Raw genomic sequence first — 25,845 nt, 5'->3', positions numbered from 1 at the left:
CTCCGCACCCTCTGTCTCCGTGTCGTCCACCTCCGAAGGGAGGCAGCCGTGAACGACCCCGCACTTCTCGCCCTCGGCGGGACGCTCCTCGGCGGCACGCTCGCCGTCGCGGGTGTGCACACCTACGCCTCGGGCCGCGCCCAGCGCCGGGACCTGCTCGACCGGCTCTCCGGCGGCGGCCACGCCCACACGGCGGGCGGCAGAGTACGCCGCTTCGCGGGCGTCGACCGCCGGCTGCGCCGTACCCGCCTCGGCCGCACGATCCACCTGCGCCTGACGGCCACGGGACTCGATCTCACGGCGGGGGAGTTCTTCACCTACGTCACCGCCGTGGTCGTCGCCCTGTGGCTGATCGCCGCCGCGACCCTGGCCCCCTTCTTCGGTCCGATCGCCGCTCTCCTCGGCGTGTGGAGCGCGGCCGTCTTCCTCAACTGGCAGCGCCAGAAACGCATCGAGGCGTTCATCAACCAACTCCCCGACGTGGCACGCCTGCTGGCGAACGCCACGGCGGCGGGCCTCGCCCTGCGCACGGCCCTCGCCATGGCCGCGGAGGAGCTGGAAGCCCCGGCGGGCGAGGAACTCGCGCACGTGGCGGACCAGTTGATGCTGGGCCGCACGATCGACGACGCCCTCGGCGAACTCTCCGAACGCCTGCCCTCCCGTGAGCTGATCGTCCTCGTCACCACCCTCGTCCTGGCCAACAAGGCGGGCGGCTCCGTCGTCAGCTCGCTGCGGAACCTCACCCAGACCCTGGAGGACCGCAAGGAGACCCGCCGCGAGGTCCGCACGATGCTCTCCGAGGTCAACGCGACCGCCTTCACGGTCCCCTTCCTCGGCCTCGGCTCGCTGGTGCTGATCAACTCCTCGAACGAGGGAGCGCTGGCCCGGGTCACCGGCTCCGCGCTCGGCCAGGGTCTCGTCCTGCTCGCCCTCGGCCTCTACACCGTGGGCTTCTTTGTCATCCGCCGGCTCGGCAAGATCGAAGTGTGAGGGAGGGGTCACATGCTGCCGCTACTGCTCGCCGTCCTGATGGGCGCGGCCCTCGCGGGCGTCCTCCTGGGCGTCCGGATGATCCGCTCCGAGGTCAAACTCCCCAGCGACCTCCAGCTCGCCCTGGAGGTCGGCGGCACCCGTGTCTCCGTGGCGGACTCGGCCGTCGACCGCCTCGGCATGCGCTTCGCGCCGAGCGTCCTGCGCCTGATGGGCCCCCGGCGCGTGGACGCCAAACGCCGGCGCATCGACATGGCGGGCAACCCCGGCGGTCTGACCTTGAACCGCTACGCGGCCCGCCGCGCGGTGTACGGCGTCTTCGGCGTCGTCCTCGGCCTGGTGTTCCTCTCCAACGGCCAGCTCCTGTTCGCCGTACTCACCCTGGTCTTCGGACTGGTCGCCGCGGACGCCCTCATCTGGCAGGCGGTCCGGGAGCGCAAGGAGGTCATCGACCGGACCCTGCCCGACTTCCTCGACGTCCTCGCGGTCGTCGTCTCCGCGGGCCTCGGCTTCCGCCAGGCCCTGGACCGCGTCGCGGAGAAGTACGAGGGACCCTGGGCGGACGAACTGCGCATCACCCTGCGCCAGATGGACATGGGCGTCAGCCGCCGGCAGGCCTTCGACGAACTGCGCAGGCGCAACTCCTCCGAGCAGGTGGCCCAGTTCGTCTCGGCGCTCCAGCAGGGCGAGGAACTCGGCTCCCCGATCGCCGAGACCCTCATCCAGCTCGCCACCGACATGCGCCGCACCGACGCCCAGAACGCCCGCCGCCGGGCCGCCAAGACCATCCCCAAGGCCACGATGGTCACCCTCGTGTTCATGCTCCCGGCGACGATGATCCTCATCGCGACGGGCATGTTCCTGGGTTCGGGCACCGACTTCGGCTCGATCCTGGGGCGCTGATGAAGAGCCTCCCGAAGGTCCGGGGCCGGGGCAGAGGTCAGGGCCGGGGCCAAGGTCACGGCCACTCGGTCCGCGAGAACCCGCGCCGTTCCCTTCAGCTCGCGCGAAGCCGTGCGCGCCGGGTCCTGCGGTGCGTACGAGGCCGCGAACGGGGCACCGGCTACCTCGCGGACGACGCCCCCGCCCCCGGCGGCATCCGCCTTCAGCTCAACGCCCTCCAGGCCTTGTGCCGTCAGGCCTTCGCCGTCCGCCTCGCGGCCATCGCGGTCGGCGCGCCCTTCGCGATGACGAACGCCACGGGCGGCCTCCTGCGCTACGCGGTCCTCGCCGCGGCCGTCCTCGGCGTCATGGGCTCCTACGCCATGCTCAGGGACTGGGACCGGTTCGGCCCCCGCCTCCTCGCCCACCCGACGCTGATGGGCCTGGACCTCACCTTCGGCGCCGTCCTGCTCCTGACCGCGTCCCCGGCCTCCCCCCTCGCCTACGCCACCGTCTGCACCCCGCTCCTGTCGGGCCTGCTGTACGGCTGGCGCGGCGCGGGCGTCTTCACCGGATTCCAGCTCATCGTGCTGCTCACGGTGTTCAGGGCCTGGGAACACCGGCCCGGAGCGGGCTCCAACACCCTGCTCATCGCGGGGTTCTGCGTCGGCGCCGGCATCATCGGGGTCACCCTGCGCAATCTGCTGTTCCGCTTCGGCACGGCCGGACAGGCCCTGGCCGAGGCGACCAGCAGGCTCGCCGTCGCGGAGGCCGTGGAGTCCGAACGGGCCCGCCTGGCACGCGAGATGCACGACTCCGTGGCCAAGACGCTGTACGGCCTCGCGCTGGCCGCCGAGGCCCTGGCCGCCTCCGCGGACGGCGCGGACCCGCGGGCGCTCAAACGCCAGGCGACCGTCGTCGCGGACGCCGCGCGCGTCGCCGCCGCCGAGTCCCGCACACTTCTGTCGGACCTGCGGCGGCACACCGACCTGACCGACCGGGACATCGACCTTCGTCCCGAACTCGACTCCATGGCCGCCGACTTCGAGGCCCGCACCGGCATCGCCCCGTCCCTGCGGCACCGGGGCCCGCACCCTGTCCTGCCCAGCGCCGCCGCCCACCACGTTCTCGCGATCGTGTCCGAGGCCCTGGAGAACGCCCACCGCCACGCGAGGGCGAGCACGGTGACGGTCGAACTCGACGTATCGGCTGACGAGTTCTCGTTGCTCGTCCGGGACGACGGCACGGGCCTGCCCGCGCCCGTGACGCCCGCGCTGCTCGCCGCCTGGACGAGTTCCGGCCATTTCGGCCTGCTCGGCATGACGGAACGCGCCGCGTGCGTCGGCGGCCTCGTCACGCTGGACCGGCCGCCCGGAGGGGGCACCGAGGTCCGGCTCACCCTCCCGCTCGCGGCGGCCGCCCTTTCCGCTCCCCCCACTTCCCAAGAGGAGGCCGCACATGTCTGAACAGGCACTTCACGGCCCGTCCCTGCGTGTCCTCGTGGCCGACGACAACCCGGTCGTACGGGCCGGACTGACCGCGCTGCTGGACGCGCACCCCGACATCACGGTCGTCGCGACGGCCCGGGACGGCGCGGAGGCACTGGACCGCGCCGCCCTCCTCACCCCGGACGTCGTCCTCCTCGACGTGCGGATGCCCGGCACGGACGGCCTCACCGCACTGCCCGGACTTTGCGCGATCGCCCCCGTGATGATGCTGACGTACAGCCGTGAACCCGAGGTCGTGGCGGAGGCCCTGCGCAGGGGCGCGTCCGGCTATCTCGTCCATGGCTCGTTCACGGCGGCCGAACTCATCTCCGCCGTGAGGGAAGTACGCCACGGACGTCCGACTGTCCCGGATTCGCTCGGAGTTTCGTACCAACCACACTCATTCTCTTCGCATCTGCAATCGGCTGTGGGACAGTCTTCGGAGGCTCGGCCCTTACCGGCGGCGGGACTTCACCGCCATGCCGTCCATCAGTCCGAGTTCGGCCTGAGTTCGAGGGAGGTGGAGGTGATGGACCTCATCGCGGCCGGCATGAACAACCGCCAGATCGCCGCCACTTGCTTCATCGCGGAGAAGACCGTCAAGAATCACATCAATCGCATCTTCGCGAAGCTGCACAGTTCTTCGCGGAGCGAAGCGATCGCCCACTGGCTGGGCACGACACGCGAGGGGTGGAGCCGATGACTCCGCCCCGCCTTCCTCACCAGCGAAGTTGGGCCCCTGGGCCCACTCGCGGTAGGCGGCTTCTCACGTACGGTGCTCGGGTCGTTAGTGGCGTCGGCAGGGAGGGCAGTCCTGATGAACAGGTTCACCACATGGACCCGAACGGTGATCTCCCGGACGCGGGGAGCCCACCGGGACGCGGGCGCGGGCTTCGTGGAGTACGCGGGGTTGATGATCATCATCGCGGGGATCTTCACGTTGATCGACCAGATCGGCCTGGACGGAATGATCTCCGGTGCGATCAGGAACGCGGTCACCCAGGTCACCGGCGGCTGATCCGATCGGTCCGCGGCGACCGGGGGCAGACCCTCCCCATCTACATCTGGCTGACGGGGATTCTGCTCTTCGCCGCGTTCGTCTTCTTCGTCTTCGCCCAAGCAGCGTCCGCCCGCAATGGAGCTCAATCCGCGGCGGACGCTGCCGCGTTGGCGGCCGCGCAGGACTCCCGCGACGAGCTCATGAAGGGGCTCACGGGAGCCATCGGCTCGGACGACCACTGGCTGGACTGGCTCAACGGCGACAAGTTCCAGGGCGCCGGGGCATCCGCCGCCGCCGGCCGGCTGGCCGCCGAGAACGACTCGACGGTGCAGGGCGGGGCCCAGCCCGCCGTCGTGAACGGCTTCCCCGGCTATCGCGTGGCGATCGAGACCCGTTACACGGTCGGCGCCTCCATCATCCCGGGCACGGAGAGCCGTCATGCCAAGGCCCAGGCGACGGCTGTCATCGAGCCGCGCTGCACCTTCGCCACCGACGCGGACCCCAAGAAGCCCGTGCGGCTGGATTGTGCCGGGCACAGTGTGGACATCGATCCCGAACATTTCCATTCGGACGACCTTCCCGACGCGTCCGTGCTGTTCTCAGTGCATCTGGCCGAGTGAGAGGAAGCCGTACCGATGGATCTCCGGCACACCATGAAGGGCCGCAGGGTCATGGCCGCGGTGGCGATCAGTACCGGATTGCTCCTCACGGTGTCCGGGTGCGGTGGGGGAGACGGCGGCAACCAGTCGAAGGCGACCTCGTCGTCCTCCTCGTCGAACAAGGGCGGCGGTGACGACGCGAAGCAGGCGTTGCCGACAGCGAGCCAGGATCAGGTACTCGCCGAGGTCAAGGGTGACGACGTGACCCTCACGATCACTTCGGCGGTGAGGGACCAAGGCGGATTCGTGACCCTCAGCGGGACGGTGACGAATGGCGGCGGTCAGTTCTGGGTCGCCGCGAACTGGCGTGGTGACGAGCGCGAGTTGAGCAGGAACGGCGCCTCCATGGCCGGGGCCTCCCTGACCGACAGCAAGGGCAAGAAGAAGTACCTGGTCCTGCGGGACACCCAGGGGCGTTGCCTGTGCACCAAGTTCGACGGGGGCGGTGTGGACGCCGGCAAGTCGGCCGAGTGGTTCGCCCAGTTCCCCGCACCCCCCGCCGGAACCACCGCCGTCGACTTCCAGGTCGGCTCCATGCCACCCGCCTCCATCGAGATCTCCGAGGGCTGACCCATGGCCCTCCCGCCCCGTGCCGCCGCGACCACGTTCACGGCCCTCGCCGTGCTGATCACCCTCGGTCTCCCGGGCCCCGCGCACGCGGACGGCGGTGACCCCAGCGCCCCGCCCGGCAGCGTCACCACCTCCCCGCCCCCCGAGGTCGACGCCAACAGCCCCGGGCTCAAGCTCGCCGACGGAGCGACCCTGGCGCCCGCCAAGGTGCTGGACATCAAGTCGGTCGTGGAGGACCTCGGCGGTGAGGAGCGCCGGGAGGACACCAACGCGGACGTGACGTTCGCGCTCCAGGCGGAAGTCCTCTTCCCCAAGGACAGCTCGACACTGAACCCGGACTCCCAGTCCCGTATCCAGGCGATCGCGGACGAGATCAAGGCCCAGCACGCGACGACCGTCCGCGTCTTCGGATTCACCGACAACCTCGGCTCGTACGCACACGGCCTGACCCTCTCCAAGAAGCGCGCCGAGCAGGTGCACGACCGGCTGGCCGCCGCGCTCGGCTCCGCGGAGTCGGACATCACCTTCGAGGTGCGGGGCTACAGCGAGGACTACCCGATCGCCGACAACACCTCGGAACAGGGCCGCCGCAAGAACCGTCGCGTGGAGGTGACCTTCCCGAGGGGCGCCGCCGACGGGAACAACGCCTGACGCGCGCGTCACCTTCTCCCGGGACCGGCCTCCTGGCAGCATGCCCCCGACGAACGGGTCGCGCACGAGGTCGATGGAGTCCGCCATGAGGAAGATCGTGTTGATGATGTCGGTGTCCCTCGACGGATTCATCGAGGGCCCGAACCGCGAGATCGACTGGCACCGGGTCGACACCGAACTGCACCAGCACATGAACGACACGATCAGGGAGTTCGGAGCCCTGATGTCCGGACGCGTGACCTATGAGCTGATGGCCTCCTACTGGCCGACGGCCGACAAGGACCCGCACGTCAGCCCGGTGATGGCCGAGTTCGCCGGGATCTGGCGGAACATCCCCAAGGTGGTGTTCTCACGGACGCTCGAACGCGGTGACGGGCACACCACGGTCGTACGGGAGGTCGTGCCGGAGGAGATCATGGCGCTGAAGGCGCAGGAGGGCGGCGACCTCGCGCTCGGGGGCGCCGATCTCTCCGCGGAGTTCCTGCGCCTGGGCCTTGTCGACGAGATCAGGCTGTACGTGCACCCCGTCCTCATCGGGACCGGCAAGCCGCTGTTCCCCGAGGCCGAGGCGCCGACCGACCTCCGCCTCATCGAGACGCGGACCTTCGGCAACGGCGTCGCCCTCCTGCGCTACGAGCGCGACCGCGCCGCCGGCACGGGCGATGCCACGGGGACGGCCGGCACCGCCGGTACCGAAGGCGCGTAGAGCGGCCGTCGTGGCGGGTGGCCCGGGACGGGCCCCTGAGCATGATCCGGCCCCGGCCGAGCCAGATTGACCGAAAACCTCCTAATGAGGGGCGCTCGGCGGGAGATGTCCCTCCGGATCGCGGACGGAGGGCCGGTGGTACGACACGCCGTGCGCGGAAGATCTGCACGGGGTTTCCACATCGTTATCCGGCGGCTGTCGCCAGGGATGTTCGGCTCACGTAAGTTCAGACCAAGGTAATTCGCGTGAGCAAATCTGCGCGTGTGGCACCGCGCGGAGGAGGGGGCTGCGCGGTGCTGCCTTGCCTGGTGACGTGATGTCAGGCGTGCCGGACCGTGATCCGCGCACCACGCCGCACACCCCACCGTTCCATCGACCCGGCCTCCGCCTCCAGGACCTGCCGGGCCCGCGGCCGGGGCAGCCCCAGCCGGCCCGGACGCATCGTGCGTACCGCCAGGACCCGCGACGACCGGTCCAGATAGGCGACGTCGATCGCGAACCGCATCCCCAGCGTGTGCACCGAGTTCGCCGGTGTCAGCAGCAGCGCGCCCTCGATCCCCTCGCGTCCGAGCAGCCCGCGCCGCCGGGCCCGCGCCGTGGCGGCGAGCTCCAGGGGCACCGGCTCGGGCGTCCCCTCCGTCGTGTCCGTGGTGAACGTGGCCATGGTGCGAAGTTAGCGGGGAGGTCAAGCGCGAGGCGCCACGCGGATCACTCGCCCGGAGTACGCGTGGGCAAGTCGGCGCCACGTCCCCAGAACGGGCACAGACCCATTGGATCTCTGTCGATCCTCCACGATTCCCTTTGAATCAGCCTTGATTCAGCCATGATCACGCCCGGAATCGATGGTTCCACGCTCATCGCGGCGTCGTCGGGCGACTCCGGAGAGTAGTTGTGGCACGCGGATGCACGCAGCATCACTTACGAAGGGTTATGGTGGAAACCCCCCCTCGGGCCGGTCCGTCTCCCCCCCACGGACCGGCCCGTTTTTTGTGCCCGCGACGGCCCGCTCGGCGGGCGCCCCCCGTGCGCCCCTCGGGCGGGCCGCCCCGCGCGGCGGGGATTTCGGTGACTCAGCGCCGACCGGCCCAGATGTTCGTGCCCGGCGTCGACACCGCGAACGTGTCGATCTCCTTCAGCTCCTCGTCGGTGAGCTCCGGAGCCGCCAGCGCCTCCAGGTTCTCCTCCAGCTGTCGCACGCTGGACGCGCCGATGAGGGCGGAGGTCATCCGCTGGTCGCGCAGCACCCAGGTGAGCGCGAGCTGGGCGAGCGACTGGCCGCGCCGGGCGGCGATGCCGTTCAGCCCGTTCAGCCGGCGTACGACCTCCTCGCTCAGCAGGCCCGGGTCCAGCGACTTGCCCTGGGTGGCCCGCGAGCCCTCCGGGATGCCCTGGAGGTACTTGCCCGTCAGCAGACCCTGCGCGAGCGGTGCGAAGGAGATGCAGCCCATGCCGGCCGCCTCCAGCGTGTCGAGCAGGCTGTCGTCCTCGGTCCAGCGGTTGAGCATCGAGTACGAGGGCTGGTGGATCAGCGGACGGACGCCCATGCCGGTCAGGATCCGGGCCGCCTCCGCCGTCTGCTCGCTGCTGTACGAGGACACGCCGACGTACAGCGCCTTGCCCTGCTGGACGGCGGACGCGAGCGCGCCCATCGTCTCCTCCAGCGGGGTGTCCGGGTCGAAGCGGTGCGAGTAGAAGATGTCGACGTACTCGACGCCCATCCGCCGCAGCGAGGCGTCCAGGGAGTTCAGCAGATACTTGCGGGAGCCCCACTCGCCGTAGGGGCCCGGGTGCATGAGGTAGCCCGCCTTGGTCGAGATGACCAGCTCGTCCCGGTAGGGGGCGAAGTCCTCCCTCAGCAGCTTGCCGAAGTTGAGCTCGGCCGAGCCGGGCGGCGGCCCGTAGTTGTTGGCGAGATCGAAGTGGGTGACGCCGAGATCGAAGGCGCGGCGCAGGATCGCCCGCTGGGTGTCCAGTGCGCGGTCGTCGCCGAAGTTGTGCCACAGGCCGAGCGAGACGGCGGGCAGTTTGAGGCCGCTGCGGCCCGTACGCCGGTATTCCATCGAGTCGTACCGCTCCGTTGCGGCCCGGTACAGAGTGGGGTCGTTCATGGGGACGAACCTATGCCAGGGTGCACAGGGCCCTCGGCAGCCCTCGCGTTTCACGGGGGTAGGCTTCGCCCCGGGGGACCGCCATATGGACAGGGACTGTGCTCGGGCGCGTCTGTCCGATTCGCACGGAGGGGCTGACAACACGTGACCTTGCGCGACAACCTGCGCCGCCTGCTGGTCAGGTTCTATGCACGCAGGGTGGAAGGCCACCTCGATCACGACCAGGTGCCCAAGCACATCGGCGTCATCATGGACGGCAACCGGCGCTGGGCGAAGGCGGCGGGTTCCACCACCGCCCAGGGACACCGGGCCGGAGCCGACAAGATCGGGGAGTTCCTCGGCTGGTGCTCCGAGACCGATGTCGAGGTCGTCACCCTGTGGCTGCTGTCCACCGACAACTTCGACCGCCCGCAGGAGGAGCTCGGTCCGCTCCTCGGCATCATCGAGGGCGTCGTCCGCACCCTGGCGGCCGACGGCCGCTGGCGGGTGCACCACGTGGGCACGCGGGACATCCTGCCCTCCGCGATGCAGTCCGCCCTCAAGGAGGCCGAGGAGGCGACCGCCCACGTCGAGGGGATAGTCGTCAATGTCGCCATCGGCTACGGCGGCCGCCAGGAGATCGCCGACGCCGTGCGCGCGATGATCCTCGACGCCGCCGACAAGGGCACCTCCATGGAGGACCTCGCGGACCGCGTCGACGTCGACCTCATCGGCAAGCACCTTTACACCGGTGCCCAGCCCGATCCCGACCTGGTGATCCGTACCAGCGGGGAACAGCGGCTGTCCGGATTCATGCTCTGGCAGACCGCCCACTCCGAGTACTACTTCTGCGAAGTCTTCTGGCCGGCCTTCCGCAAGGTCGACTTCCTGCGCGCCCTGCGCGACTACGCGGCGCGACACCGCCGTTACGGAGGCTGAAACACCGGGTGTCCCGCGGCAGTAGGGACACCCGGGAGGGACACCCGTCATCGGGAGTTAACGAACGCGCCGTCCTACGCCGTGGCATGGCTTGGCTCGTTCGAGGGCATAAGCCTTGCAGGTCGACGCCCGAACCACGGGTGTCGTATCTCAGCGGACGGCACGGGGCCGTCCGCCCGGGAGGCCCTTTGCACCAGCCCGACCGTGCGGTCAGCACGGACGAAGCGGAGGGCCGGTTTTCGGCCCGTGCATCGGTGCCGGACACCGGTCCAGCTCTCCTTCGTCGCTCCCCGACCTCATCCGAGGGGGTACGTCCTTCCGTGGTGACCAGCACAAAGCGCCGTAAGCCTGACCGGCGCACCTATGTTCTCGACACCAGCGTCCTGCTGGCCGACCCGAATGCCCTGAGCCGCTTCGACGAGCATGAAGTAGTGCTTCCGATCGTCGTGGTGACGGAGCTGGAGGCCAAGCGGCACCATCCCGAACTCGGCTACTTCGCCCGGCAGGCGCTGCGCCTGCTCGACGAGTTCCGGGTCCGGCACGGCCGCCTCGACTCCCCGATTCCCGTAGGGGACCTCGGCGGGACGGTACGCGTCGAGCTCAACCACTCGGACCCCAGCGTCCTGCCCAGCGGGTACCGCCTGGGGGACAACGACTCCCGCATCCTCGCGGTCGCCCGCAATCTTCAGGCCGAGGGATTCGACGTCACCGTCGTCTCGAAGGACCTGCCGCTCAGGATCAAGGCGTCCTCCGTGGGTCTCCTCGCCGAGGAGTACCGCGCGGAGCTCGCCATCACGGGCTCCTCCGGCTGGACCGGAATGTCCGAACTGGCCCTGTCCGGCGAACAGGTGGACATCCTCTTCGAGGAGGGGCACGTCTACGTCCCCGAAGCGGCCGACCTGCCCGTTCACACGGGTCTGACGATCCAGTCGGAGCGCGGCAAGGCCCTCGGCCGTGTCACGGCCGACGGCAACGTCCGGCTCGTACGCGGCGACCGTGAGGCGTTCGGGATCAAGGGCCGCAGTGCCGAGCAGCGCATCGCGCTCGATCTGCTGCTCGACCCGGACATCGGGATCCTGTCGATGGGCGGCCGGGCCGGCACCGGCAAGTCCGCGCTCGCGCTGTGCGCGGGCCTGGAGGCCGTCCTCGAACGCCGCCAGCACCAGAAGGTGATGGTCTTCCGGCCGCTGTACGCGGTGGGCGGGCAGGAGCTCGGCTATCTGCCCGGCTCCGAGTCCGAGAAGATGAGCCCCTGGGCCCAGGCGGTCTTCGACACGCTCTCCGCGGTCACCAGCCGCGAGGTCATCGAGGAGGTCACCGCGCGCGGCATGCTGGAGGTCCTGCCGCTCACGCACATCCGCGGCCGCTCGCTCCACGACGCGTTCGTGATCGTGGACGAGGCCCAGTCCCTGGAACGGAACGTCCTGTTGACCGTTCTGTCCCGTATCGGCGCCAATTCACGAGTCGTTCTGACTCATGACGTGGCGCAAAGGGACAATCTGCGCGTCGGGCGCTACGACGGAGTGGTCGCCGTCGTAGAGAAGTTGAAGGGCCATCCGCTCTTCGCGCACGTCACGCTGAATCGTTCCGAGAGGTCCCAGATTGCGGCACTCGTGACCGAAATGCTGGAGGACGGGCAGATCTGATCCCGGCTGTACCGCCCGGTCAAAGGGTGGTGGATACACGCTGGTTGGCGCCGTCCGGCAAAGGCGAAGAGCCTAGCCGGGCGGCGTCTTGCTGCGCTGGCGTTTCCAGGAAACAGCTGAGGCAAACGGGGTGTGAGCTTTCACACGCGACACGAAATTGCCTTGCGGAGCCGGGTTACGGCTAGAGTCTCACTCCTGTCAGGCCCCGCATACGACACATCCGTACCCCCAGCGGCACGGAGCACCGGAACCTCAGAACTCCATAGAGCCGTCGTATGCCGCCCGCGCACCACGCGGCGCTCCCCCAGCGGGAGTTGCCCACCGGGCCCGTGTCTCCCCGTGACCCCGCAGTTGGGAGGCCAGCGCCGAGGGGCACGATTGCGTCCGCGAGGGTCACCTAAACGGGCGATGCTGGAAGGAAACCGTGTGAGCCGGATTTCGGTCCGGGGATTCGCAGTGGCTTCGGCCACCGCGGTCACCGCCGTCGGAAGCGTGGTCGGAGTTGCCTCGGGCAGCGTCGCCCAGCCCTCGAACGATGCCGAGGCGACGGCGAGCGACTCGACTCTCCTCGCTGACATACCTGCGGGCCAGCAGGCCCAGGTGCAGACCGCGTCCCTGACGCAGCAGGCCGACGCCCAGGCCATCGCCGCCGACGCGAGCGCCAAGAAGGACGCGGAGGCATCCGCACGCAAGCAGGCGGCCGACGACGCCGTCGCCAAGCAGAAGGCTGCTGCGGCGAAGGCGGAGAAGGAAGCCAAGGAGCGCAAGGCGGCCTCGGAAGCGGCCAGCCGCTCCGCGACGCGTGACGCCTCCAGCTTCTCCGTCCAGGCCTCGTACTCCGTCTCGCAGATCCAGGCGATGGCAGCCCAGATGGTGCCGAGCGGTCAGTTCCAGTGCTTCAGCAACATCGTGAACCACGAGTCGAGCTGGAACTACCGGGCTGTCAACGCCTCCTCGGGTGCCTACGGTCTCTTCCAGGCTCTGCCCGGCTCCAAGATGTCGTCCGTCGGCTCCGACTGGCAGACGAACCCGGCCACACAGATCAAGTGGGGCCTCAACTACATGAACAGCCGCTACGGCAGCCCCTGCGACGCCTGGTCCTTCTGGCAGGCCAACAGCTGGTACTAGGTTGCAGGCCGTTGGCCGGCCGCTCAACCTTGCGAAGCCCCTCCCCGTCCTAGGGGGAGGGGCTTCGGCCATGTACGGTCGGATCCGACGACTCCAGGGGGGAGTGGTGGGGAGCAGCGGGGGAAAAGGACGCATCATGTCGCGTGTACCAGGATGGCTCGGTCGGATCGGCGCCGGACTCACCGAACTCGGCGAACGGCTCGACGAACGCCGCGCCGAGGTCGAGCTGGAGTCGAGTGGCCCCCTCGACATCGAGGACGACCCCGGCCGGAGCGCACACCTGGAGAAACCGGGCATCCTCCCGCCGGCTTCCGGCCCAGGGCCCGCCGAGGCCACCGCGCTGGAGGCCGACGCCTCCGCGCTCCCGTTCCAGCGCGAGGCCGAGGAGAGCGCGGCGGCCCACGTGTACGCACCGTCGCCCCACCGTCCCGACCCCGCTTTCGCCGTTCCGTGGGGAGTACGCGTCGCCGCCGAGGCCGGCTGGCGGCTGCTCATCCTCGCGGGCACCGTCTGGGTGCTGATGCGGGTCATCAGCGCCGTGCAACTGGTGGTGCTGGCCTTCGTCGCCGCGCTCCTCATCACCGCGCTGCTCCAGCCGACGGTGGCCCGGCTGACGCACTACGGGGTGCCGCGCGGGCTCGCCACCGCGCTCACCGCGATCCTCGGCTTCGTCATCATGGGGCTGGTCGGGTGGTTCGTGGTCTGGCAGGTCCAGGAGAACATCGACAACCTCTCCAACCAGATCCAGGACGGCATCGACGAGCTGCGCAAGTGGCTTCTCAAGGGCCCGTTCCACGTGACCGACAAGCAGATCAACAAGATCGCGAAGAACCTCCGCGAGGCGATCGGCGCGAACACGGACCAGATCACGTCCGCGGGTCTCCAGGGCGTGACGGTGGTCGTCGAGGCGCTCACGGGCATCCTGCTCACGATGTTCTCGACCCTCTTCCTGCTCTACGACGGCAAGCGGATCTGGGAGTGGTCGCTCAAGCTCGTCCCGGCCGCGGCCCGGCCCGGGGTCGCGGGCGCGGGCCCGCGCGCGTGGCGCACGCTCACCGCCTACGTCCGCGGCACGGTGATAGTCGCCCTGATCGACGCGATCTTCATCGGCCTCGGCATCTACTTCCTCAAGGTCCCGATGGCCGTCCCGCTGGCCGTCTTCATCTTCCTCGGCGCGTTCATCCCGCTGGTGGGCGCGGTGATCTCCGGGGCGCTGGCGGTGGTGGTCGCGCTGGTGACCCAGGGTGTCTTCGTCGCCGTGATGACGCTCCTCGTGGTCCTCGCCGTCCAGCAGATCGAGGGGCACATCCTTCAGCCGTTCATCCTGGGCCGCGCGGTGCGGGTCCATCCCCTCGCGGTGGTCCTCTCGGTCGCCGCGGGCGGCATGGTGGCCGGCATCGGCGGAGCGGTCGTCGCCGTCCCGCTGGTCGCGGTGACCAACACGGTGGTCGTGTACCTGCGTTCGTACGCCAAGGAAGGGGATCTGCGCCACGCGCCCGAACCCCGCGGCGCCACCGCGCTGGACGCGTCCCCGGCCCACCGGCTGACGCCGTAACGCTCTTCGAGGACCGGCTGACGTCCGAACGGCCGTCGAGAAAACCGGCTCTGACGCCGTAACGGTCCTCGCACAACGCACAACGCACAACGCACAGGGCCCCGGCCACCGTGAAGGTGGCCGGGGCCCTGAGAGCTTGAGCGGGCCTTCGGCCGCTCGGAGCGCGCGAGGACTACTCGGCGAGGACCGCCTCGGCGTCCAGCGTGGTGCCGACGGCCTGGAGCACGGCCGCGATCTTGAACGCCTCCTGGATCGTCTCCCGGTCGACGCCCGCCTTGCGGAGCACCTGCTCGTGCGAGTCGAGGCACTGGCCGCAGCCGTTGATCGCGGAGACGGCGAGCGACCACAGCTCGAAGTCGACCTTCTCCACACCCGGGTTGCCGATGACGTTCATCCGCAGACCGGCCCGCATCGTCCCGTACTCCGGGTCGGACAGCAGGTGCCGCGTGCGGTAGAAAACGTTGTTCATCGCCATGATCGCGGCGGCCGACCTGGCGGCCGTGTACGCCTCGGGCGACAGATTGGCCTTCGCCTCGGGCTCCAGCTCACGCAGCACCCGAGGGGAGCGCGAGGCGATGGCGCAGGCCAGGACCGTGCCCCACAGCTGCTGCTGGGGGAGGTCACTGTTGCCGATCACCGAACCGAGGTTCAGGCGAAGATCCTTGGCGTAGTCCGGTATGGCGGACTTCAGTTCGTCGAGAGCCATGGAAGGTCACTCACCGGCCAGCAGGGCGACCGGGTCGAGAGTGGTCTCGCCCTTGGTCCAGTTGCACGGGCAGAGCTCGTCCGTCTGGAGAGCGTCGAGGACCCGCAGGACCTCCTTGGGGTTACGGCCGACGGAGCCGGCGGTCACCATGGAGAACTGGATCTCGTTGTTCTGGTCGACGATGAAGACGGCGCGCTTGGCGAAGCCGTCCTCGCCCTCGATGCCGAGGTCGCGCATGAGCTCGTGCTTCGAGTCGGCCATCATCGGGAAGGGCAGGTCACGCAGGTCGTCGTGGTCCTTGCGCCAGGCGTGGTGCACGAACTCGGAGTCGCCGGAGAAGCCCAGCACCTGCGCGTCACGGTCGGCGAACTCGTCGTTCAGCTTGCCGAAGGCCGCGATCTCGGTCGGGCACACGAAGGTGAAGTCCTTGGGCCACGCGAAGACGATCTTCCACTTGCCCTCGTAGGTCTTGTGGTCGATCTGCTTGAACTCCTCGCCCTTCTCCAGCGAGACGCAGGCGGTCAGGTCGAACGTGGGGAACTTGTCACCGACAGTGAGCACGAACTCTCCTTGCAGCAAGGGATAGCCCTTTTTGGGGGCGTTTCCCCTAGGGGGTGGACGACCCCGATGGTGGCACAGGCAGCATTGATTCGAGAAATAGCTACACTTGGTCGTGTTGATCGAGTGCGGCTATCAGTGACGGCCGGTGAAGCGACCCGGAGTGAGAGGTACGGCCATGGCGAGTCCCACCGGCAGGGCGGGCGGCAAGGGCGGCGGCCGCCGCAGCCCGAGCCTCGCGCAGCTGCGCGCCTTCACCGCCGTGGCCGAGCATCTGCACTTCCGCGACGCGGCAGCCGCGATCGGCATGAGCCAGCCCGCGCTGTCCGGTGCCGTCTCCGCCCTGGAGGAGACCCTCGGGGTGACCCTGCTGGAGCGTACGACCCGCAAAGTGCTCCTGTCGCCCGCCGGTGAGCGTCTCGCCGTACGCGCTAAGGCGGTCCTGGAGGAGGTCGGCGCGCTGATGGAGGAGGCGGAGGCCGTACGGGCGCCGTTCACCGGGGCGCTGCGTCTCGGTGTCATCCCCACCGTCGCCCCCTACCTCCTGCCGACGGTTCTGCGTCTGGTCCACGACCGCTACCCCGACCTCGACCTCCAGGTGCACGAGGAGCAGACGGCCAGCCTGCTGGAGGGGCTCACCGTCGGCCGGCTCGACCTGCTGCTGCTCGCGGTCCCCCTCGGCATGCCCGGCGTCGTCGAACTCCCGCTGTTCGACGAGGACTTCGTGCTGGTGACCCCGCTGGACCACCGGCTCGGCGGCCAGGAGGGCATTCCGCGAGAGGCGCTGCGGGAACTGCGTCTGCTATTGCTCGACGAGGGTCACTGCCTGCGCGACCAGGCCCTGGACATCTGCCGTGAGGCCGGACGCGCGGACGCCCCCGTGACCACGACCGCCGCGGGGCTGTCGACCCTCGTCCAGCTGGTCGCCGGCGGTCTCGGGGTGACCCTGCTGCCGCGTACCGCCGTCAAGGTGGAGACGACCCGCAGCGATCAGCTCCTCACCGGGTACTTCGCGGATCCGGCGCCCACTCGGCGGATCGCGCTCGCGATGCGGTCGGGTGCCGCGCGGAGCACGGAGTATCGGGAACTGGCGGAGGCCCTGCGCGAGGCTCTGCGGCCGCTGCCCGTAAGGGTGTTGGGCACGGAAGTCTGAACTGCCGTGCACAGTCGGTCATTCGAGAACCCGATGGGGACCTTCGTCAGCCGGGATATTTCAACTTCCGTCAGGTAGCGCGACTCCCGCTGGGATATCCGCCCCGGCTGATACACATACCTCCTCAGGGTGACTCGTCAGGCATCTGTGCGAAGTGCCGGTAGTTCCAAGGGGAGTGATGTCGGGCATTCGTGATTCCCTTGGCAGGGTCGGATACGACCTGCTGTCGCGCGCGCTGAGCGAATGCCAGAACGCGGGCGCGACGGGAAAACTGCGGGTGTCCGGAAAGCCCGGCGGAGTCTTCCATCTCCGCGACGGCTGCGTCGTGGCCGTCGAGAGTCCGGGCGCCCCGGGCGCGGAGGCGCGGCTGCTGCGCTCCGGCCGTGTCAGCGGTGAGCAGTGGGCAGAACTGCTCCGCGAGGCCGGCGGCACCCGCTGGCCCGAGGCCGGGCTGATCGCGCACGGTTACGCGGGGGCCGCGCAGCTCCGGGTCGTGTGCATGATGGCGATGCAGGACGCGGCCTTCGCCGTCGTGGCCGGAGACGTCGAGACCTGCGACCCGCTCGACGGCGCCTTCGAACCCTACGCGCCGGTCGCCCTCGGAGAGGCGCCCGGGCGGCTGCTCCAGGACGCGGCGAGGAAGCTCGCGGCCGTCGCCGCTCTGCCGAGGCCCGTACGACCGGACCGGGAACGCCCGGTGCCCGCCGCGGTGCCGGACCAGATACGCGAGCGGCTCCCGCCTCCGCAGCGGGAGTTGCTGGCCCACGCCGACGGCCGCCGGACCGCCCGTGACATCGCCTTCGCGACCGGCCTCGGTGCCTACACCGTCACGGTGGGGATGGCCCGCATGCTCGGCGAGGGGCTGCTGGAACTGCCGGCGGAACCCGATTCCGCCCCCCGTGTCACCGTGCGGGATCTGCCGACCGGAGCGCTCCGTCAGCGGCCGTCCGGCGCTCCGCCCGCCCTGGACCCCGACGTGTTCTCCGCCCTGTCGATCGCGGTGGCCGCCGGAGAGCCCGCGGCGCCGGAACCCCGGCCGGACCCCGCCCCGCCGCCCGGAGCGACGGCTCCCGCCCTGCCCCGCAGAGAGCCCGGCGCGAGCAGCCCGTCGCTGCCCCGCCGTGAGCCCGGCGCCAGCGGAATAACCGAAACCCTCGCCCCGGAAAGGGCCGGAGCGGGCTGGAAAGGATTCTTCCGGCTGCGGCACCGGATCTGGACACCGGACTCCGGTACGTGAAATTCCATACCCGTCATCGATCAAATGCGCACAATGACCAGGGAGTTCAATACATGAATCATGAGGCACTGGCCAGGGAAATGAGGGAACTCCGGGAACGGGTGCCCGGAATCACCGATACGGCGGTGGCGGCCGCCGACGGAATGCTCATCGCGGCCGACACGGCCGACACCATCGACCCGGAGAGCCTCGCCGCGATAGCCGCCGCGGGCCTGGGTATCGCGCGCCGCGCGACCGCGGTGACGGGCCGGGGCGCGTTCCGGCAGACCGTGACCTACGGCAGCCAGGGCCTCGCGGCCTTCTACGCGGTCGGAGACACCGCGCTGATGATCGTCCTCGGTGACGAGGGCATCGACCTCGAACGGCTCCACGAACAGACCCGGCCGGCTCTCGGCCGTATCGGATCGATTCTCACCGGGGCCGGCCCCGACCCGTTCGCCGACGCCCCGGGCGGGCCCGGTCCGCTCGCCTCACCTCCCGCCGCGGCCGACGCACTCGTCGGAGCCGCGACCGACACCGCGACCGAAGGGGTATGACGACATGGCCAGCAAGCGAATGACTCCGGGGTTCTCGGACCAGATCATGGGACTGGTCAAATCTCTGCGCGCCGACGCACCGGACTGCCTCGCCTCCGGAGCGGTCGACATGTCGACCGGCATGCTGCTGAGTTACGAGACCGTCGACAACCATCCGCCGGAGGTACTGGACCTGCTCGCGGGCGCGACCCTCGACCTGTTCCAGGGGCGCACGGTCCAGATGATCGAGGACGTCTTCAAGGAGCGTCGCGGCATCGAGTCCGATTCGCACTTCTTCCAGGAGATCCTGGTCAACAGCGACAACCTCACCCATCTGTTCATCCGCATGAGCGACCAGGGGGACGTGGTCGCCGTGGTCGTCTGCCGCAAGTCGGTCAACGTGGGCATGCTCTTCGCGCAGGTCCGCCGCGTGGTGAAGGAGTACAGCCTCTGAACGCGGACCGGTGGCCCTCCCCGGGCGGGGAGGGCCACCGGCCGCGGACGCCGTCCCGCCGGGCCGGCGGGACGTTCCGCGCCCTATTCCGTACGCAGCCCGTCGGGCCGCATCAGCCGGATCAGCGGCGGCAGGCTGAGCAGGGTCACCAGGAGTACGACTCCCGCGCCGATGCCGGTCATCGACAGCACGCTCGCCCAGTCCACGCTCACCGAGGTTCCCGTCATCTTGAGCAGGACCGTGCCGAGGGTGAGCCCCACGACCGACGCAAGGCCGAGCCCCAGGGCGATCGGGATCGCGGTCTGCCACAGCACCGACAGGCTCAGCGTGCGCCGCCGGGTACCGAAGGCGACCAGCGCCGACAGCAGCTTCCTGCGCTCGCGCAACTGCTCCAGCTGAGAGACCAGCAGGCTCGCGCCGATCAGCATGAGGACGCAGGTCGCGCCGACGGAAAGACCCGTGCGGATGGACGTGAACTTCTGGGCCTGAGTCGTCGCCGTCCAGGTGTTGGCGGCGGTCAGCGGGCCGATCCGCGCGGCGCTGTTGCGGACCAGTTCACGGACGTCCGGCACCGACTCGTCCAGCTGGAGATAGACCGTCTGGCGCACGGCCGACGCGGTCCGCTTCGGCAGCGCACCGGGCGTGAACAGGAAGCCGCCGAGCTCGCTGCCCGTCGGGTCCTTGCGCGACATGGCCTTGCGGATGCCCTTCGGCACCGTCCAGGCGATCTCCTCGCCCTTGTTCGAGCCGTAGGACGGGTTGAGATAGAGACCGGTGCCGGCCTTGTCGAGCTTGGCGGTACCGGTGTCCCATTCGGCGTTCTCCACCGCGAAGACGTCGCCGTCCGCGCAGGAGGGCAGCACGGCCGTCTCCCGCAGGGCCGCGCAGTCGCCGACCGTGGCGGGCGTCGAATTCGACGGTTCGTTCCGCCCGTCTCCGGCGTCGGTCCGGCCGAGAGCGGTCGCGCGGGTGACGCCCCTCGTCCCGGACAGCTGCCGGACCGCCCGGGCCAGGGTGACCCCGGCCGGCAGGTCCACGGACATCTGGGCCCGGGTCAGGTCGTTCTTGTTGATCCTGGTGTAGTCGTCGTCGACCCCGGCGAACAGCATCTGAAGGGCTATCGCGCCGGCCACCGCGACCGCGATGCCGTTGACCAGCCGGGCCGCCGAGCCGCTGCTCAACTGGAGCCTGCGGATCGCCAGTTGCCAGGCGACACCACCGGAGTTCAGCCGGGCGACGACCGCCTCGACCACCCAGGGCAGCAGCGCCGTGATGCCGACCAGCAGCAGCAGGACGCCGCCGACGACGAGGTACTGGTTGAAGTCCCCGTTGGACCGCCCTTGCCCGATCATCGGGTACAGCATCGCGAGGCCGCCCAGCGGCAGCAGCAGCCGCCACCACAGCCGGCGCCGCGAGGGCCGTGCCGTACGCACCACGCCGAGCGGTTCGATGACGACACCGCGCAGCGCGAGCAGCGTGACCGCGACCGCGGCCGCGGGCACCGCGAGGGCCACCAGCGCCACCAGGGCGGGTGCCGGATCGAGATCGTCCGGGAAGACGCTGATCCTGAAGACCATGACCAGGCCCGCAATCTGACGCCCAATCAGGAAGAATCCCGCGCCGAGGGCCAGGCCGACCAGCGCTCCGGCCAGCGCCTCGCCGGCCGCGATCCGCCGGGTCATCCGGCCGTCCGCGCCGACCAGCCGCAGCGCCGCGAGCCGCCGGTCGCGCCGCTCGCCGCCGAAGCGTACGGCGGCGGCGATGAAGACGCCGACGGGCATCAGCAGCACGACGAAGACGATCAGTACGAGGAGCAGCAGGACGGGGTCCATCGCCTCGGACTGCCCCGTGGATCCGAACGCTTCGATCCGTTCGATCCGGCCGGTGCTCGTGCCGGTGACCTTCAGTCCCTCGGCGCCCGCGTAGTAGGCGAGTTCGTGCGGATCGACGAGCCCGCCGTCGGCGATCGTCCCGCTGATCCGGTAGCCGAGCCGCTCGCGCAGAAGCGTGCCGTCCGCGGACTTCAGCAGCCGGTCCAGAGCGGGCGAGACGAGCATCTCGCCGGCCGCGGGGAAGGCGGACACGCCCGGTGGCAACGGCGCCCGGGGGCCATCGGGTACGAGCAGCCGGCCGCGTACGTCCTGGTCGCGGAAGACGGTGTCCGCGTCCGCGACGACCAGCGTGCGGTCCGACTTCTTCTTGACCGCCGAGCTGTACGTCATGTCGTTGCGGGCGCTCTCACGGTCGTGCCGGGAGGCCAGTGCGCTCGGCAGCGCGGTGGTGAGCAGCAGCAGGGCCACCCCGAGCCCGACACCGACGGCCGTCAGCAGGACGCGGACCCAGGCCTCACGGCCCCCGGTCACCGCGAACCTGGCGCCCATGGCGAGATCACGGGACCACTGGCGGGCACTCATACGATCCGCTCCATGTCCCTGGACCTGCCGTCCCGCACGACGACCTCACGGTCCGAGTACGCGGCCACGCGCGCCTCGTGCGTGACGAGCACGACGGCGGCGTTCGTGGAACGGGCCGCGTCGGTCAGCAGCTCCATCACCCGCTCGCCGTTGAGGGAGTCGAGCGCTCCGGTCGGCTCGTCGGCGAACAGCACCCGGGGGCCGGTGACCAGCGAACGGGCGACGGCCACCCGCTGGCCCTGACCGCCGGAGACCTCGCCGGGCCGCTTGCCGCTGAGGTCGTCGACCTCCAGCCGCTCCATCCACGACAGCGCGGTGCGCTCGGCCTCCTTGCGGCCCATGCCGTTCAGGCGCAGCGGCAGGGCGACGTTCTCGACGCAGCTCAGCTCGGGCACGAGCTGGCCGAACTGGAAGACGAACCCGAACGCGGAGCGGCGCAGGGCGCTGCGCTGGGCGTCGTTCATCGTCGCCATCTCGCGGCCGTCGTACGTGATCGAGCCGGAGTCGGGCGTGACGATGCCGGCGAGGCAGTGGAGCAGGGTGGACTTGCCGGAGCCGGAGGGGCCCATCACGGCGACGACCTCGCCGGGGTGGATGGAGAAGTCGGCACCGTCCAGCGCGCTGGTGGGACCGTAGGCCTTGCGGAGCTCCGAGGCGGTGAGCAGGGAGCCCGGGGGAGGGGTGATCGCGGTCATCGGGTCGTCACCGCCTCGGCGAGCTTGTCGAGGCGCGCGGCCGTCAGTTCCAGCCATCGCAGATCGGCCTCCAGATGGAAGAGGGCGTGGTCGCAGATCAGCTGATCGGCCAGGTCGCCCTTGCGCTTGCGTTCGGTCAGCATGCGCATCATCCGCAGATGCTCCGAGCGCTGGGTGTCGAGGAGCTCGCTCGCGTCCCGCCGGGTCAGCAGGGCGAGGACGACCTTGGTGTACAGGGTCGACTGAAGGTACGGCTCGGGTGTCTCGGGCGTGGCCAGCCAGCGCTGTACGTCGGATACACCGGCTTCGGTGATGGCGTACCGCTTGCGCTCGGGCCCGTCGCCCGCCTCGATCCCGTCGATCTCGACGAGTCCGTTCTTCAGCAGCCGCGACATCGTGGAGTAGACCTGGCCGTAGTGCAGCGGCCGGTCGTGACCGAATTTCTCATCGAAGGCCCGCTTCAGGTCGTAACCGTGGCGCGGCCCGGACTCCAGGAGCCCTAGAAGGGTGTGACCGATGGACATGCCAGCACTCTACACACGGCGTATACACGACGTGTATACGCACCGGGTATAGCTCGCGGGGGAGGCGGCTCGGACCGGGGGAACCGGCTGGTCACGGCCGATTGTCACGGTTCTGGAACCGTCCCGCCCGGAGCGGCCGGAACCCCCGCTTCTACTCCTCCGGGGTTCCCGGATCCCCGGAGCCCGGCGGCCGGCCGCGGCGGGGGATCGGTCCGGCGCCGCCCGGCAGGCGGCCGGAGTCGGCGAGCGCGCGGCGCAGCAGGAACTCGATCTGCGCGTTGGCCGAGCGCAGTTCGTCGCCCGCCCACCGGGCCAGGGCCTCGTACACCAGCGGGTCGAGCCGCAGCAGCATCTGCTTGCGCTGCTGCGGCTGTCGCGGCGGGGTCCCTCCCGTGGGAGCCGTCATCGGTGAAGGGTCCTCCTGTTCGGTACGGGCCGGGCGGCGCGGGGCGCGAAGGTGTGCGGCCCGTACGTCACGAAGACCGCGCCGACGGCGCACCGGGCGGCGCGGAGAGGCGGTACCGGCAGGCCGGGGAGCGGCGCGAGCCCTCCGCCGATGCCGTGCGCGGCGAACTCCGGCGCCCGGGGCGCCGGCTCGCCGGCCGTGTCACCCGGGGATCCGGCGCCCCGGACGCGCCCGGCGCGGACGAGGAGTCGTGGGGCGGGTGGGAAGGGTGTGACGGCATGGCGGATCCCGCGCTTCATAAGGCCTAGCCTCGTTCTAGCAAAGTGATAACACTTTAACCGTCGTGGCAACCTTCCACCCCTTCCGCTCGTCGGATTCAGTGGGGCGGCCCCTGTGGCGTGCTGATTCTCACGTCCGGAAAAGACCGGATCGGCGCCCCTTTGTCATAGCGCGCGGTGTTAGCTTGCTGAGCTGACCTGACCGGCGAACTTGTGTGCCACACGAGAATGAAGCGGAGCGGATCGACCCATGGGACGAGCTGAAGAGAGACGAGCGCGGCAGGCGCAGGGCCGCCGCGTGGCGCCCCAGCGCTCGTCCGGGCACGAGTCCGGGGGCGCCGGGCCCAGTGGCAAGGCGAGCGGCAAGGCCGGCGCGAAGCCCCGCCGCACCGGCATACGCCGGTTCGTGAACTGGAAGACGATCCTCGGGACCTTCCTCGGCTTCTGCCTGCTCGGCATGGGCGGCTTCATCGTGCTCTACATGGTCGTCTCGGTGCCCGAGGGCAACGCCGCCGCGAAGCGCCAGAGCAACATCTACGAGTACAGCGACGGCTCGCTGCTCGGGCGCAGTGGCAAGGTCAACCGCGAGATCGTCGACCTGTCCAAGGTGCCCAAGAGCGTCCAGAAGACGTTCGTCGCCGCCGAGAACAAGACCTTCTACGGCGACTCGGGCATCGACCTCAAGGGCACCGCCCGAGGTCTGATCAACACCCTCTCCGGCAAGGGCAAGCAGGGTGGCTCGACGATCACCCAGCAGTACGTCAAGAACTACTACCTCAGCCAGGACCAGACCGTCACGCGCAAGCTGAAGGAAATGGTCATCTCGCTGAAGGTGGACCGGAAGAAGAGCAAGGACGACATTCTCGCGGGCTACATCAACACCAGCTACTACGGCCGCAACGCGTACGGCATCCAGGCGGCGGCGCAGGCCTACTACCAGGTCGACGCCCAGAAGCTCACGGTCGCGCAGGGCGCCTACCTCGCCTCGCTGCTCCAGGCCCCGAGCCAGTACGACTGGGCGGTCGCCTCGAAGACCGGCAAGAAGCTCGTCCAGGCCCGCTGGAACTACACCCTCGACAACATGGTCGAGATGCACTGGCTGGACTCCGGCGAGCGGGCGGGCCTGAAGTTCCCGGTCCCCAAGGACCCCAAGGGCGCCCCCGGCATGGAGGGCCAGACCGGCTATCTGGTTGAGGCGGCCAACAACGAGGTGGCCAAGCAACTCGTCGCCCAGGGCACCGCCGAGAACCTGGACGACGCCAAGGCCCTGCTCACCGCGGGCGGCTGGACCATCAAGCTGAACGTCGACAAGAAGAAGCAGGGCCTGCTGGAGAAGACGGTCAAGCAGCAGCTCACCAGCAAGCTGGACCCGAAGAAGCGCAAGGTCGACGCCAACATGCAGGCCGGCGCCGTCTCGGTCGACCCCCGGAGCGGCAAGATCGTCGCGATGTACGGCGGTACGGACTACTTCAAGCACTACATCAACAACTCGACGCGCCATGACTACCAGGCCGCGTCGACGTTCAAGCCGATGATCTTCGCGGCCGCCCTCGAGGAGGCGGCCAAGACGGGCTCCGGGCAGCCGATCACCGCGAACACGATCTACGACGGCACCAACCGCCGTCCCGTCGTCGGCAGCGCCATCGGCTTCGCGCCGCCGAACGAGGACGAGCACAGCTACGGGCCCGTCACCGTGCAGACGGCGATGAACAAGTCCATCAACTCCGTCTTCGCGCAGATGGGCGTCGACGTCGGCATGGACGAGGTGCTGAAGGTCGCGGGCAAGCTCGGCATGAACACCAAGAGTCTCCAGGCGGTGCCCGCCCAGACCCTCGGCTCCATGGGCGCGAGCCCGCTGGAGATGGCGGGCGCGTACGCCACGCTCGACAACCACGGCAAGAAGGTCACCCCGACGATCGTCGCCTCGGCCGAGCACAAGGACACCACCGTCAGGATGCCGACCCCGATCGGCGGCCGGGTCATCAGCGAGGAGGCCGCCGACACGGTCACCTCGGTGCTGACCGGCGTGGTCGACGACGGTACGGCCCGGGTCTCGGTGCGGGACAACCCGTCCCGCGACGGCCAGGTGGTCGCCGGCAAGACCGGTACGTCCGACAACAACAAGTCGGCCTGGTTCACCGGCTACACGCCGAACCTGGTCACCTCGGTCCTGTTGTTCGGCGAGGACGCGAAGACCCACGCCCAGGTCTCCATGAAGGGCGCCACGGGCCTCTACCTGGAGGGCGGCCGTGTCAACGGCGGTGGCTATCCGGCGAAGATCTGGGCGGCCTACACGTTCGAGGCGATGGCGGGGAACGTCACCAAGTTCGACCTGAACACCACCTCGGGCGCGGCGGTGGCGCCGACCGACCTGCCCACCCCCACCCGGTCGCCTTCCAGCACACCGTCGTCGACCCCGACCACCGCGGAGCCGTCGACGGAGCCGCCCACCACGAGCAGCCCGCCGAGCCCCACGACCGAGCCGACGACCACCGAGCCGACGACGACGAGCCCGTCCACACCGACGGGTTCACCCACCGGCGGCGTCCTCGACAATCCGTTCGGCCAGACGAGCCAGTAGCGCGCACGATTCCTTGACGCGTGA

The 25,845-nt window shown here is 69.8% G+C and carries 26 protein-coding genes; 18 read left to right on the top strand and 8 right to left on the bottom strand.

The features are described from left to right. Window positions 1-48: 48 nt before the first annotated feature. The 9 genes from ABZV42_RS26855 to ABZV42_RS26815 all read left to right on the top strand — a co-directional run bounded on the left by ABZV42_RS26855 (window position 49) and on the right by ABZV42_RS26815 (window position 6,945). Window positions 49-990 carry a type II secretion system F family protein gene (locus ABZV42_RS26855; RefSeq protein ID WP_355975617.1) on the top strand — a complete coding sequence of 314 codons (942 nt, stop codon included), beginning with the start codon at window positions 49-51 and terminating at the stop codon, window positions 988-990. A gap of 12 nt (window positions 991-1,002) precedes the next feature. Further along, window positions 1,003-1,893, top strand: coding sequence for a DUF5936 domain-containing protein (locus tag ABZV42_RS26850; protein ID WP_356053891.1), 891 nt, complete (start codon window positions 1,003-1,005; stop codon window positions 1,891-1,893). Beyond that, on the top strand, window positions 1,893-3,338 hold the full coding sequence (locus ABZV42_RS26845; protein ID WP_356053889.1) for an ATP-binding protein: 1,446 nt from the start codon (window positions 1,893-1,895) through the stop codon (window positions 3,336-3,338). The genes ABZV42_RS26850 and ABZV42_RS26845 overlap by 1 nt, the downstream gene beginning before the upstream one ends. Next, window positions 3,331-4,062: a response regulator transcription factor gene (locus tag ABZV42_RS26840; RefSeq protein ID WP_356053887.1), complete on the top strand. Its 732-nt coding sequence runs from the start codon at window positions 3,331-3,333 to the stop codon at window positions 4,060-4,062. The genes ABZV42_RS26845 and ABZV42_RS26840 overlap by 8 nt, the downstream gene beginning before the upstream one ends. Window positions 4,063-4,176: 114 nt before the next feature. Further along, window positions 4,177-4,377: a hypothetical protein gene (locus tag ABZV42_RS26835; protein ID WP_339131188.1), complete on the top strand. Its 201-nt coding sequence runs from the start codon at window positions 4,177-4,179 to the stop codon at window positions 4,375-4,377. Continuing rightward, window positions 4,374-4,979: a pilus assembly protein TadG-related protein gene (locus ABZV42_RS26830; RefSeq protein WP_355976133.1), complete on the top strand. Its 606-nt coding sequence runs from the start codon at window positions 4,374-4,376 to the stop codon at window positions 4,977-4,979. The genes ABZV42_RS26835 and ABZV42_RS26830 overlap by 4 nt, the downstream gene beginning before the upstream one ends. Window positions 4,980-4,994: 15 nt before the next feature. After that, window positions 4,995-5,588, top strand: coding sequence for a hypothetical protein (locus ABZV42_RS26825; protein ID WP_356053885.1), 594 nt, complete (start codon window positions 4,995-4,997; stop codon window positions 5,586-5,588). Window positions 5,589-5,591: 3 nt separating this feature from the next. After that, window positions 5,592-6,239 carry an OmpA family protein gene (locus ABZV42_RS26820; RefSeq protein ID WP_355975603.1) on the top strand — a complete coding sequence of 216 codons (648 nt, stop codon included), beginning with the start codon at window positions 5,592-5,594 and terminating at the stop codon, window positions 6,237-6,239. 85 nt (window positions 6,240-6,324) lie between these two features. Next, a complete protein-coding gene (locus tag ABZV42_RS26815; protein WP_355975600.1) occupies window positions 6,325-6,945 on the top strand; it encodes a dihydrofolate reductase family protein in 621 nt (206 codons plus the stop codon). Window positions 6,946-7,264: 319 nt separating this feature from the next. Here the strand turns inward: ABZV42_RS26815 and ABZV42_RS26810 are convergent, their stop codons facing one another. Both ABZV42_RS26810 and mgrA read right to left on the bottom strand, forming a co-directional pair. Continuing rightward, window positions 7,265-7,609, bottom strand: coding sequence for a DUF192 domain-containing protein (locus ABZV42_RS26810; protein ID WP_355975598.1), 345 nt, complete (start codon window positions 7,607-7,609; stop codon window positions 7,265-7,267). Between the two features lie 406 nt (window positions 7,610-8,015). Next, window positions 8,016-9,053: an L-glyceraldehyde 3-phosphate reductase gene (gene mgrA / locus ABZV42_RS26805; RefSeq protein WP_355975595.1), complete on the bottom strand. Its 1,038-nt coding sequence runs from the start codon at window positions 9,051-9,053 to the stop codon at window positions 8,016-8,018. Window positions 9,054-9,197: 144 nt separating this feature from the next. Here mgrA and ABZV42_RS26800 point away from each other — a divergent pair, with 144 nt between their 5' ends. The 4 genes from ABZV42_RS26800 to ABZV42_RS26785 all read left to right on the top strand — a co-directional run bounded on the left by ABZV42_RS26800 (window position 9,198) and on the right by ABZV42_RS26785 (window position 14,300). Beyond that, window positions 9,198-9,971 (top strand): isoprenyl transferase, encoded by a 774-nt coding sequence (locus tag ABZV42_RS26800; protein ID WP_355975592.1) that lies wholly within the window; start codon window positions 9,198-9,200, stop codon window positions 9,969-9,971. A 320-nt stretch (window positions 9,972-10,291) separates the two neighbouring features. Next, window positions 10,292-11,617, top strand: coding sequence for a PhoH family protein (locus ABZV42_RS26795; RefSeq protein ID WP_355975589.1), 1,326 nt, complete (start codon window positions 10,292-10,294; stop codon window positions 11,615-11,617). A 408-nt stretch (window positions 11,618-12,025) separates the two neighbouring features. After that, window positions 12,026-12,745, top strand: a complete 720-nt coding sequence (locus ABZV42_RS26790; RefSeq protein ID WP_355975586.1) for a transglycosylase SLT domain-containing protein — start codon at window positions 12,026-12,028, stop codon at window positions 12,743-12,745. Window positions 12,746-12,881: 136 nt separating this feature from the next. Then, the gene (locus ABZV42_RS26785) at window positions 12,882-14,300 is read left to right on the top strand and encodes an AI-2E family transporter (RefSeq protein ID WP_356053883.1); all 1,419 of its coding nucleotides are present in this window, start codon (window positions 12,882-12,884) and stop codon (window positions 14,298-14,300) included. 172 nt (window positions 14,301-14,472) lie between these two features. Here ABZV42_RS26785 and ABZV42_RS26780 read toward each other — a convergent pair whose 3' ends face one another. Then, window positions 14,473-15,006 (bottom strand): alkyl hydroperoxide reductase, encoded by a 534-nt coding sequence (locus tag ABZV42_RS26780; RefSeq protein ID WP_355975580.1) that lies wholly within the window; start codon window positions 15,004-15,006, stop codon window positions 14,473-14,475. Window positions 15,007-15,012: 6 nt separating this feature from the next. Continuing rightward, window positions 15,013-15,567, bottom strand: a complete 555-nt coding sequence (locus ABZV42_RS26775; RefSeq protein WP_355975578.1) for a peroxiredoxin — start codon at window positions 15,565-15,567, stop codon at window positions 15,013-15,015. A 175-nt stretch (window positions 15,568-15,742) separates the two neighbouring features. On the opposite strand from ABZV42_RS26775, the gene ABZV42_RS26770 reads away from it, so the two are divergent. The 4 genes from ABZV42_RS26770 to ABZV42_RS26755 all read left to right on the top strand — a co-directional run bounded on the left by ABZV42_RS26770 (window position 15,743) and on the right by ABZV42_RS26755 (window position 18,923). Beyond that, window positions 15,743-16,717: a LysR substrate-binding domain-containing protein gene (locus tag ABZV42_RS26770; protein WP_356053881.1), complete on the top strand. Its 975-nt coding sequence runs from the start codon at window positions 15,743-15,745 to the stop codon at window positions 16,715-16,717. A 178-nt stretch (window positions 16,718-16,895) separates the two neighbouring features. Continuing rightward, window positions 16,896-17,954, top strand: coding sequence for a MarR family transcriptional regulator (locus ABZV42_RS26765; protein ID WP_355975572.1), 1,059 nt, complete (start codon window positions 16,896-16,898; stop codon window positions 17,952-17,954). 53 nt (window positions 17,955-18,007) lie between these two features. Further along, window positions 18,008-18,490, top strand: a complete 483-nt coding sequence (locus tag ABZV42_RS26760) for a roadblock/LC7 domain-containing protein (protein WP_355975569.1) — start codon at window positions 18,008-18,010, stop codon at window positions 18,488-18,490. Between the two features lie 4 nt (window positions 18,491-18,494). Continuing rightward, window positions 18,495-18,923: a hypothetical protein gene (locus ABZV42_RS26755; RefSeq protein ID WP_355975567.1), complete on the top strand. Its 429-nt coding sequence runs from the start codon at window positions 18,495-18,497 to the stop codon at window positions 18,921-18,923. 83 nt (window positions 18,924-19,006) lie between these two features. Here ABZV42_RS26755 and ABZV42_RS26750 read toward each other — a convergent pair whose 3' ends face one another. From ABZV42_RS26750 to ABZV42_RS26735, 4 genes are all read right to left on the bottom strand, one after another. After that, entirely contained in the window at window positions 19,007-21,337 is a 2,331-nt protein-coding gene (locus tag ABZV42_RS26750; protein ID WP_356053879.1) for an FtsX-like permease family protein, read from the bottom strand. Continuing rightward, window positions 21,334-22,023 (bottom strand): ABC transporter ATP-binding protein, encoded by a 690-nt coding sequence (locus tag ABZV42_RS26745; RefSeq protein WP_355976131.1) that lies wholly within the window; start codon window positions 22,021-22,023, stop codon window positions 21,334-21,336. Before ABZV42_RS26745 ends, ABZV42_RS26750 begins: the two co-directional genes overlap by 4 nt. Window positions 22,024-22,028: 5 nt before the next feature. Further along, window positions 22,029-22,556, bottom strand: a complete 528-nt coding sequence (locus tag ABZV42_RS26740) for a PadR family transcriptional regulator (RefSeq protein ID WP_355975561.1) — start codon at window positions 22,554-22,556, stop codon at window positions 22,029-22,031. A 151-nt stretch (window positions 22,557-22,707) separates the two neighbouring features. After that, window positions 22,708-22,962: a hypothetical protein gene (locus tag ABZV42_RS26735; RefSeq protein ID WP_355975558.1), complete on the bottom strand. Its 255-nt coding sequence runs from the start codon at window positions 22,960-22,962 to the stop codon at window positions 22,708-22,710. 528 nt (window positions 22,963-23,490) lie between these two features. Between ABZV42_RS26735 and ABZV42_RS26730 the strand changes: the two genes are divergently transcribed. Next, window positions 23,491-25,821 carry a transglycosylase domain-containing protein gene (locus tag ABZV42_RS26730; protein ID WP_355975555.1) on the top strand — a complete coding sequence of 777 codons (2,331 nt, stop codon included), beginning with the start codon at window positions 23,491-23,493 and terminating at the stop codon, window positions 25,819-25,821. Window positions 25,822-25,845: the final 24 nt, after the last annotated feature.

The sequence above is a fragment of the Streptomyces sp. NPDC005281 genome (genome assembly GCF_040607495.1).
Taxonomy (GTDB): domain Bacteria; phylum Actinomycetota; class Actinomycetes; order Streptomycetales; family Streptomycetaceae; genus Streptomyces.
Note: the sequence above shows the minus strand (reverse complement) of the source record. Positions and strands in the feature narration are given on the sequence as shown.

Bases quoted from the DNA above. Each gene is read 5' to 3' on its own strand.
- ABZV42_RS26850 (WP_356053891.1), top strand. From the start codon at position 1,003: ATGCTGCCGCTACTGCTCGCCGTCCTGATGGGCGCGGCCCTCGCGGGC.
- ABZV42_RS26845 (WP_356053889.1), top strand. From the start codon at position 1,893: ATGAAGAGCCTCCCGAAGGTCCGGGGCCGGGGCAGAGGTCAGGGCCGG.
- ABZV42_RS26840 (WP_356053887.1), top strand. From the start codon at position 3,331: ATGTCTGAACAGGCACTTCACGGCCCGTCCCTGCGTGTCCTCGTGGCC.
- ABZV42_RS26835 (WP_339131188.1), top strand. From the start codon at position 4,177: ATGAACAGGTTCACCACATGGACCCGAACGGTGATCTCCCGGACGCGG.
- ABZV42_RS26825 (WP_356053885.1), top strand. From the start codon at position 4,995: ATGGATCTCCGGCACACCATGAAGGGCCGCAGGGTCATGGCCGCGGTG.
- ABZV42_RS26820 (WP_355975603.1), top strand. From the start codon at position 5,592: ATGGCCCTCCCGCCCCGTGCCGCCGCGACCACGTTCACGGCCCTCGCC.
- ABZV42_RS26815 (WP_355975600.1), top strand. From the start codon at position 6,325: ATGAGGAAGATCGTGTTGATGATGTCGGTGTCCCTCGACGGATTCATC.
- ABZV42_RS26810 (WP_355975598.1), bottom strand. From the start codon at position 7,609: ATGGCCACGTTCACCACGGACACGACGGAGGGGACGCCCGAGCCGGTG.
- mgrA (WP_355975595.1), bottom strand. From the start codon at position 9,053: ATGAACGACCCCACTCTGTACCGGGCCGCAACGGAGCGGTACGACTCG.
- ABZV42_RS26790 (WP_355975586.1), top strand. From the start codon at position 12,026: ATGCTGGAAGGAAACCGTGTGAGCCGGATTTCGGTCCGGGGATTCGCA.
- ABZV42_RS26785 (WP_356053883.1), top strand. From the start codon at position 12,882: ATGTCGCGTGTACCAGGATGGCTCGGTCGGATCGGCGCCGGACTCACC.
- ABZV42_RS26780 (WP_355975580.1), bottom strand. From the start codon at position 15,006: ATGGCTCTCGACGAACTGAAGTCCGCCATACCGGACTACGCCAAGGAT.
- ABZV42_RS26770 (WP_356053881.1), top strand. From the start codon at position 15,743: ATGGCGAGTCCCACCGGCAGGGCGGGCGGCAAGGGCGGCGGCCGCCGC.
- ABZV42_RS26765 (WP_355975572.1), top strand. From the start codon at position 16,896: ATGTCGGGCATTCGTGATTCCCTTGGCAGGGTCGGATACGACCTGCTG.
- ABZV42_RS26760 (WP_355975569.1), top strand. From the start codon at position 18,008: ATGAATCATGAGGCACTGGCCAGGGAAATGAGGGAACTCCGGGAACGG.
- ABZV42_RS26755 (WP_355975567.1), top strand. From the start codon at position 18,495: ATGGCCAGCAAGCGAATGACTCCGGGGTTCTCGGACCAGATCATGGGA.
- ABZV42_RS26750 (WP_356053879.1), bottom strand. From the start codon at position 21,337: ATGAGTGCCCGCCAGTGGTCCCGTGATCTCGCCATGGGCGCCAGGTTC.
- ABZV42_RS26740 (WP_355975561.1), bottom strand. From the start codon at position 22,556: ATGTCCATCGGTCACACCCTTCTAGGGCTCCTGGAGTCCGGGCCGCGC.
- ABZV42_RS26735 (WP_355975558.1), bottom strand. From the start codon at position 22,962: ATGACGGCTCCCACGGGAGGGACCCCGCCGCGACAGCCGCAGCAGCGC.
- ABZV42_RS26730 (WP_355975555.1), top strand. From the start codon at position 23,491: ATGGGACGAGCTGAAGAGAGACGAGCGCGGCAGGCGCAGGGCCGCCGC.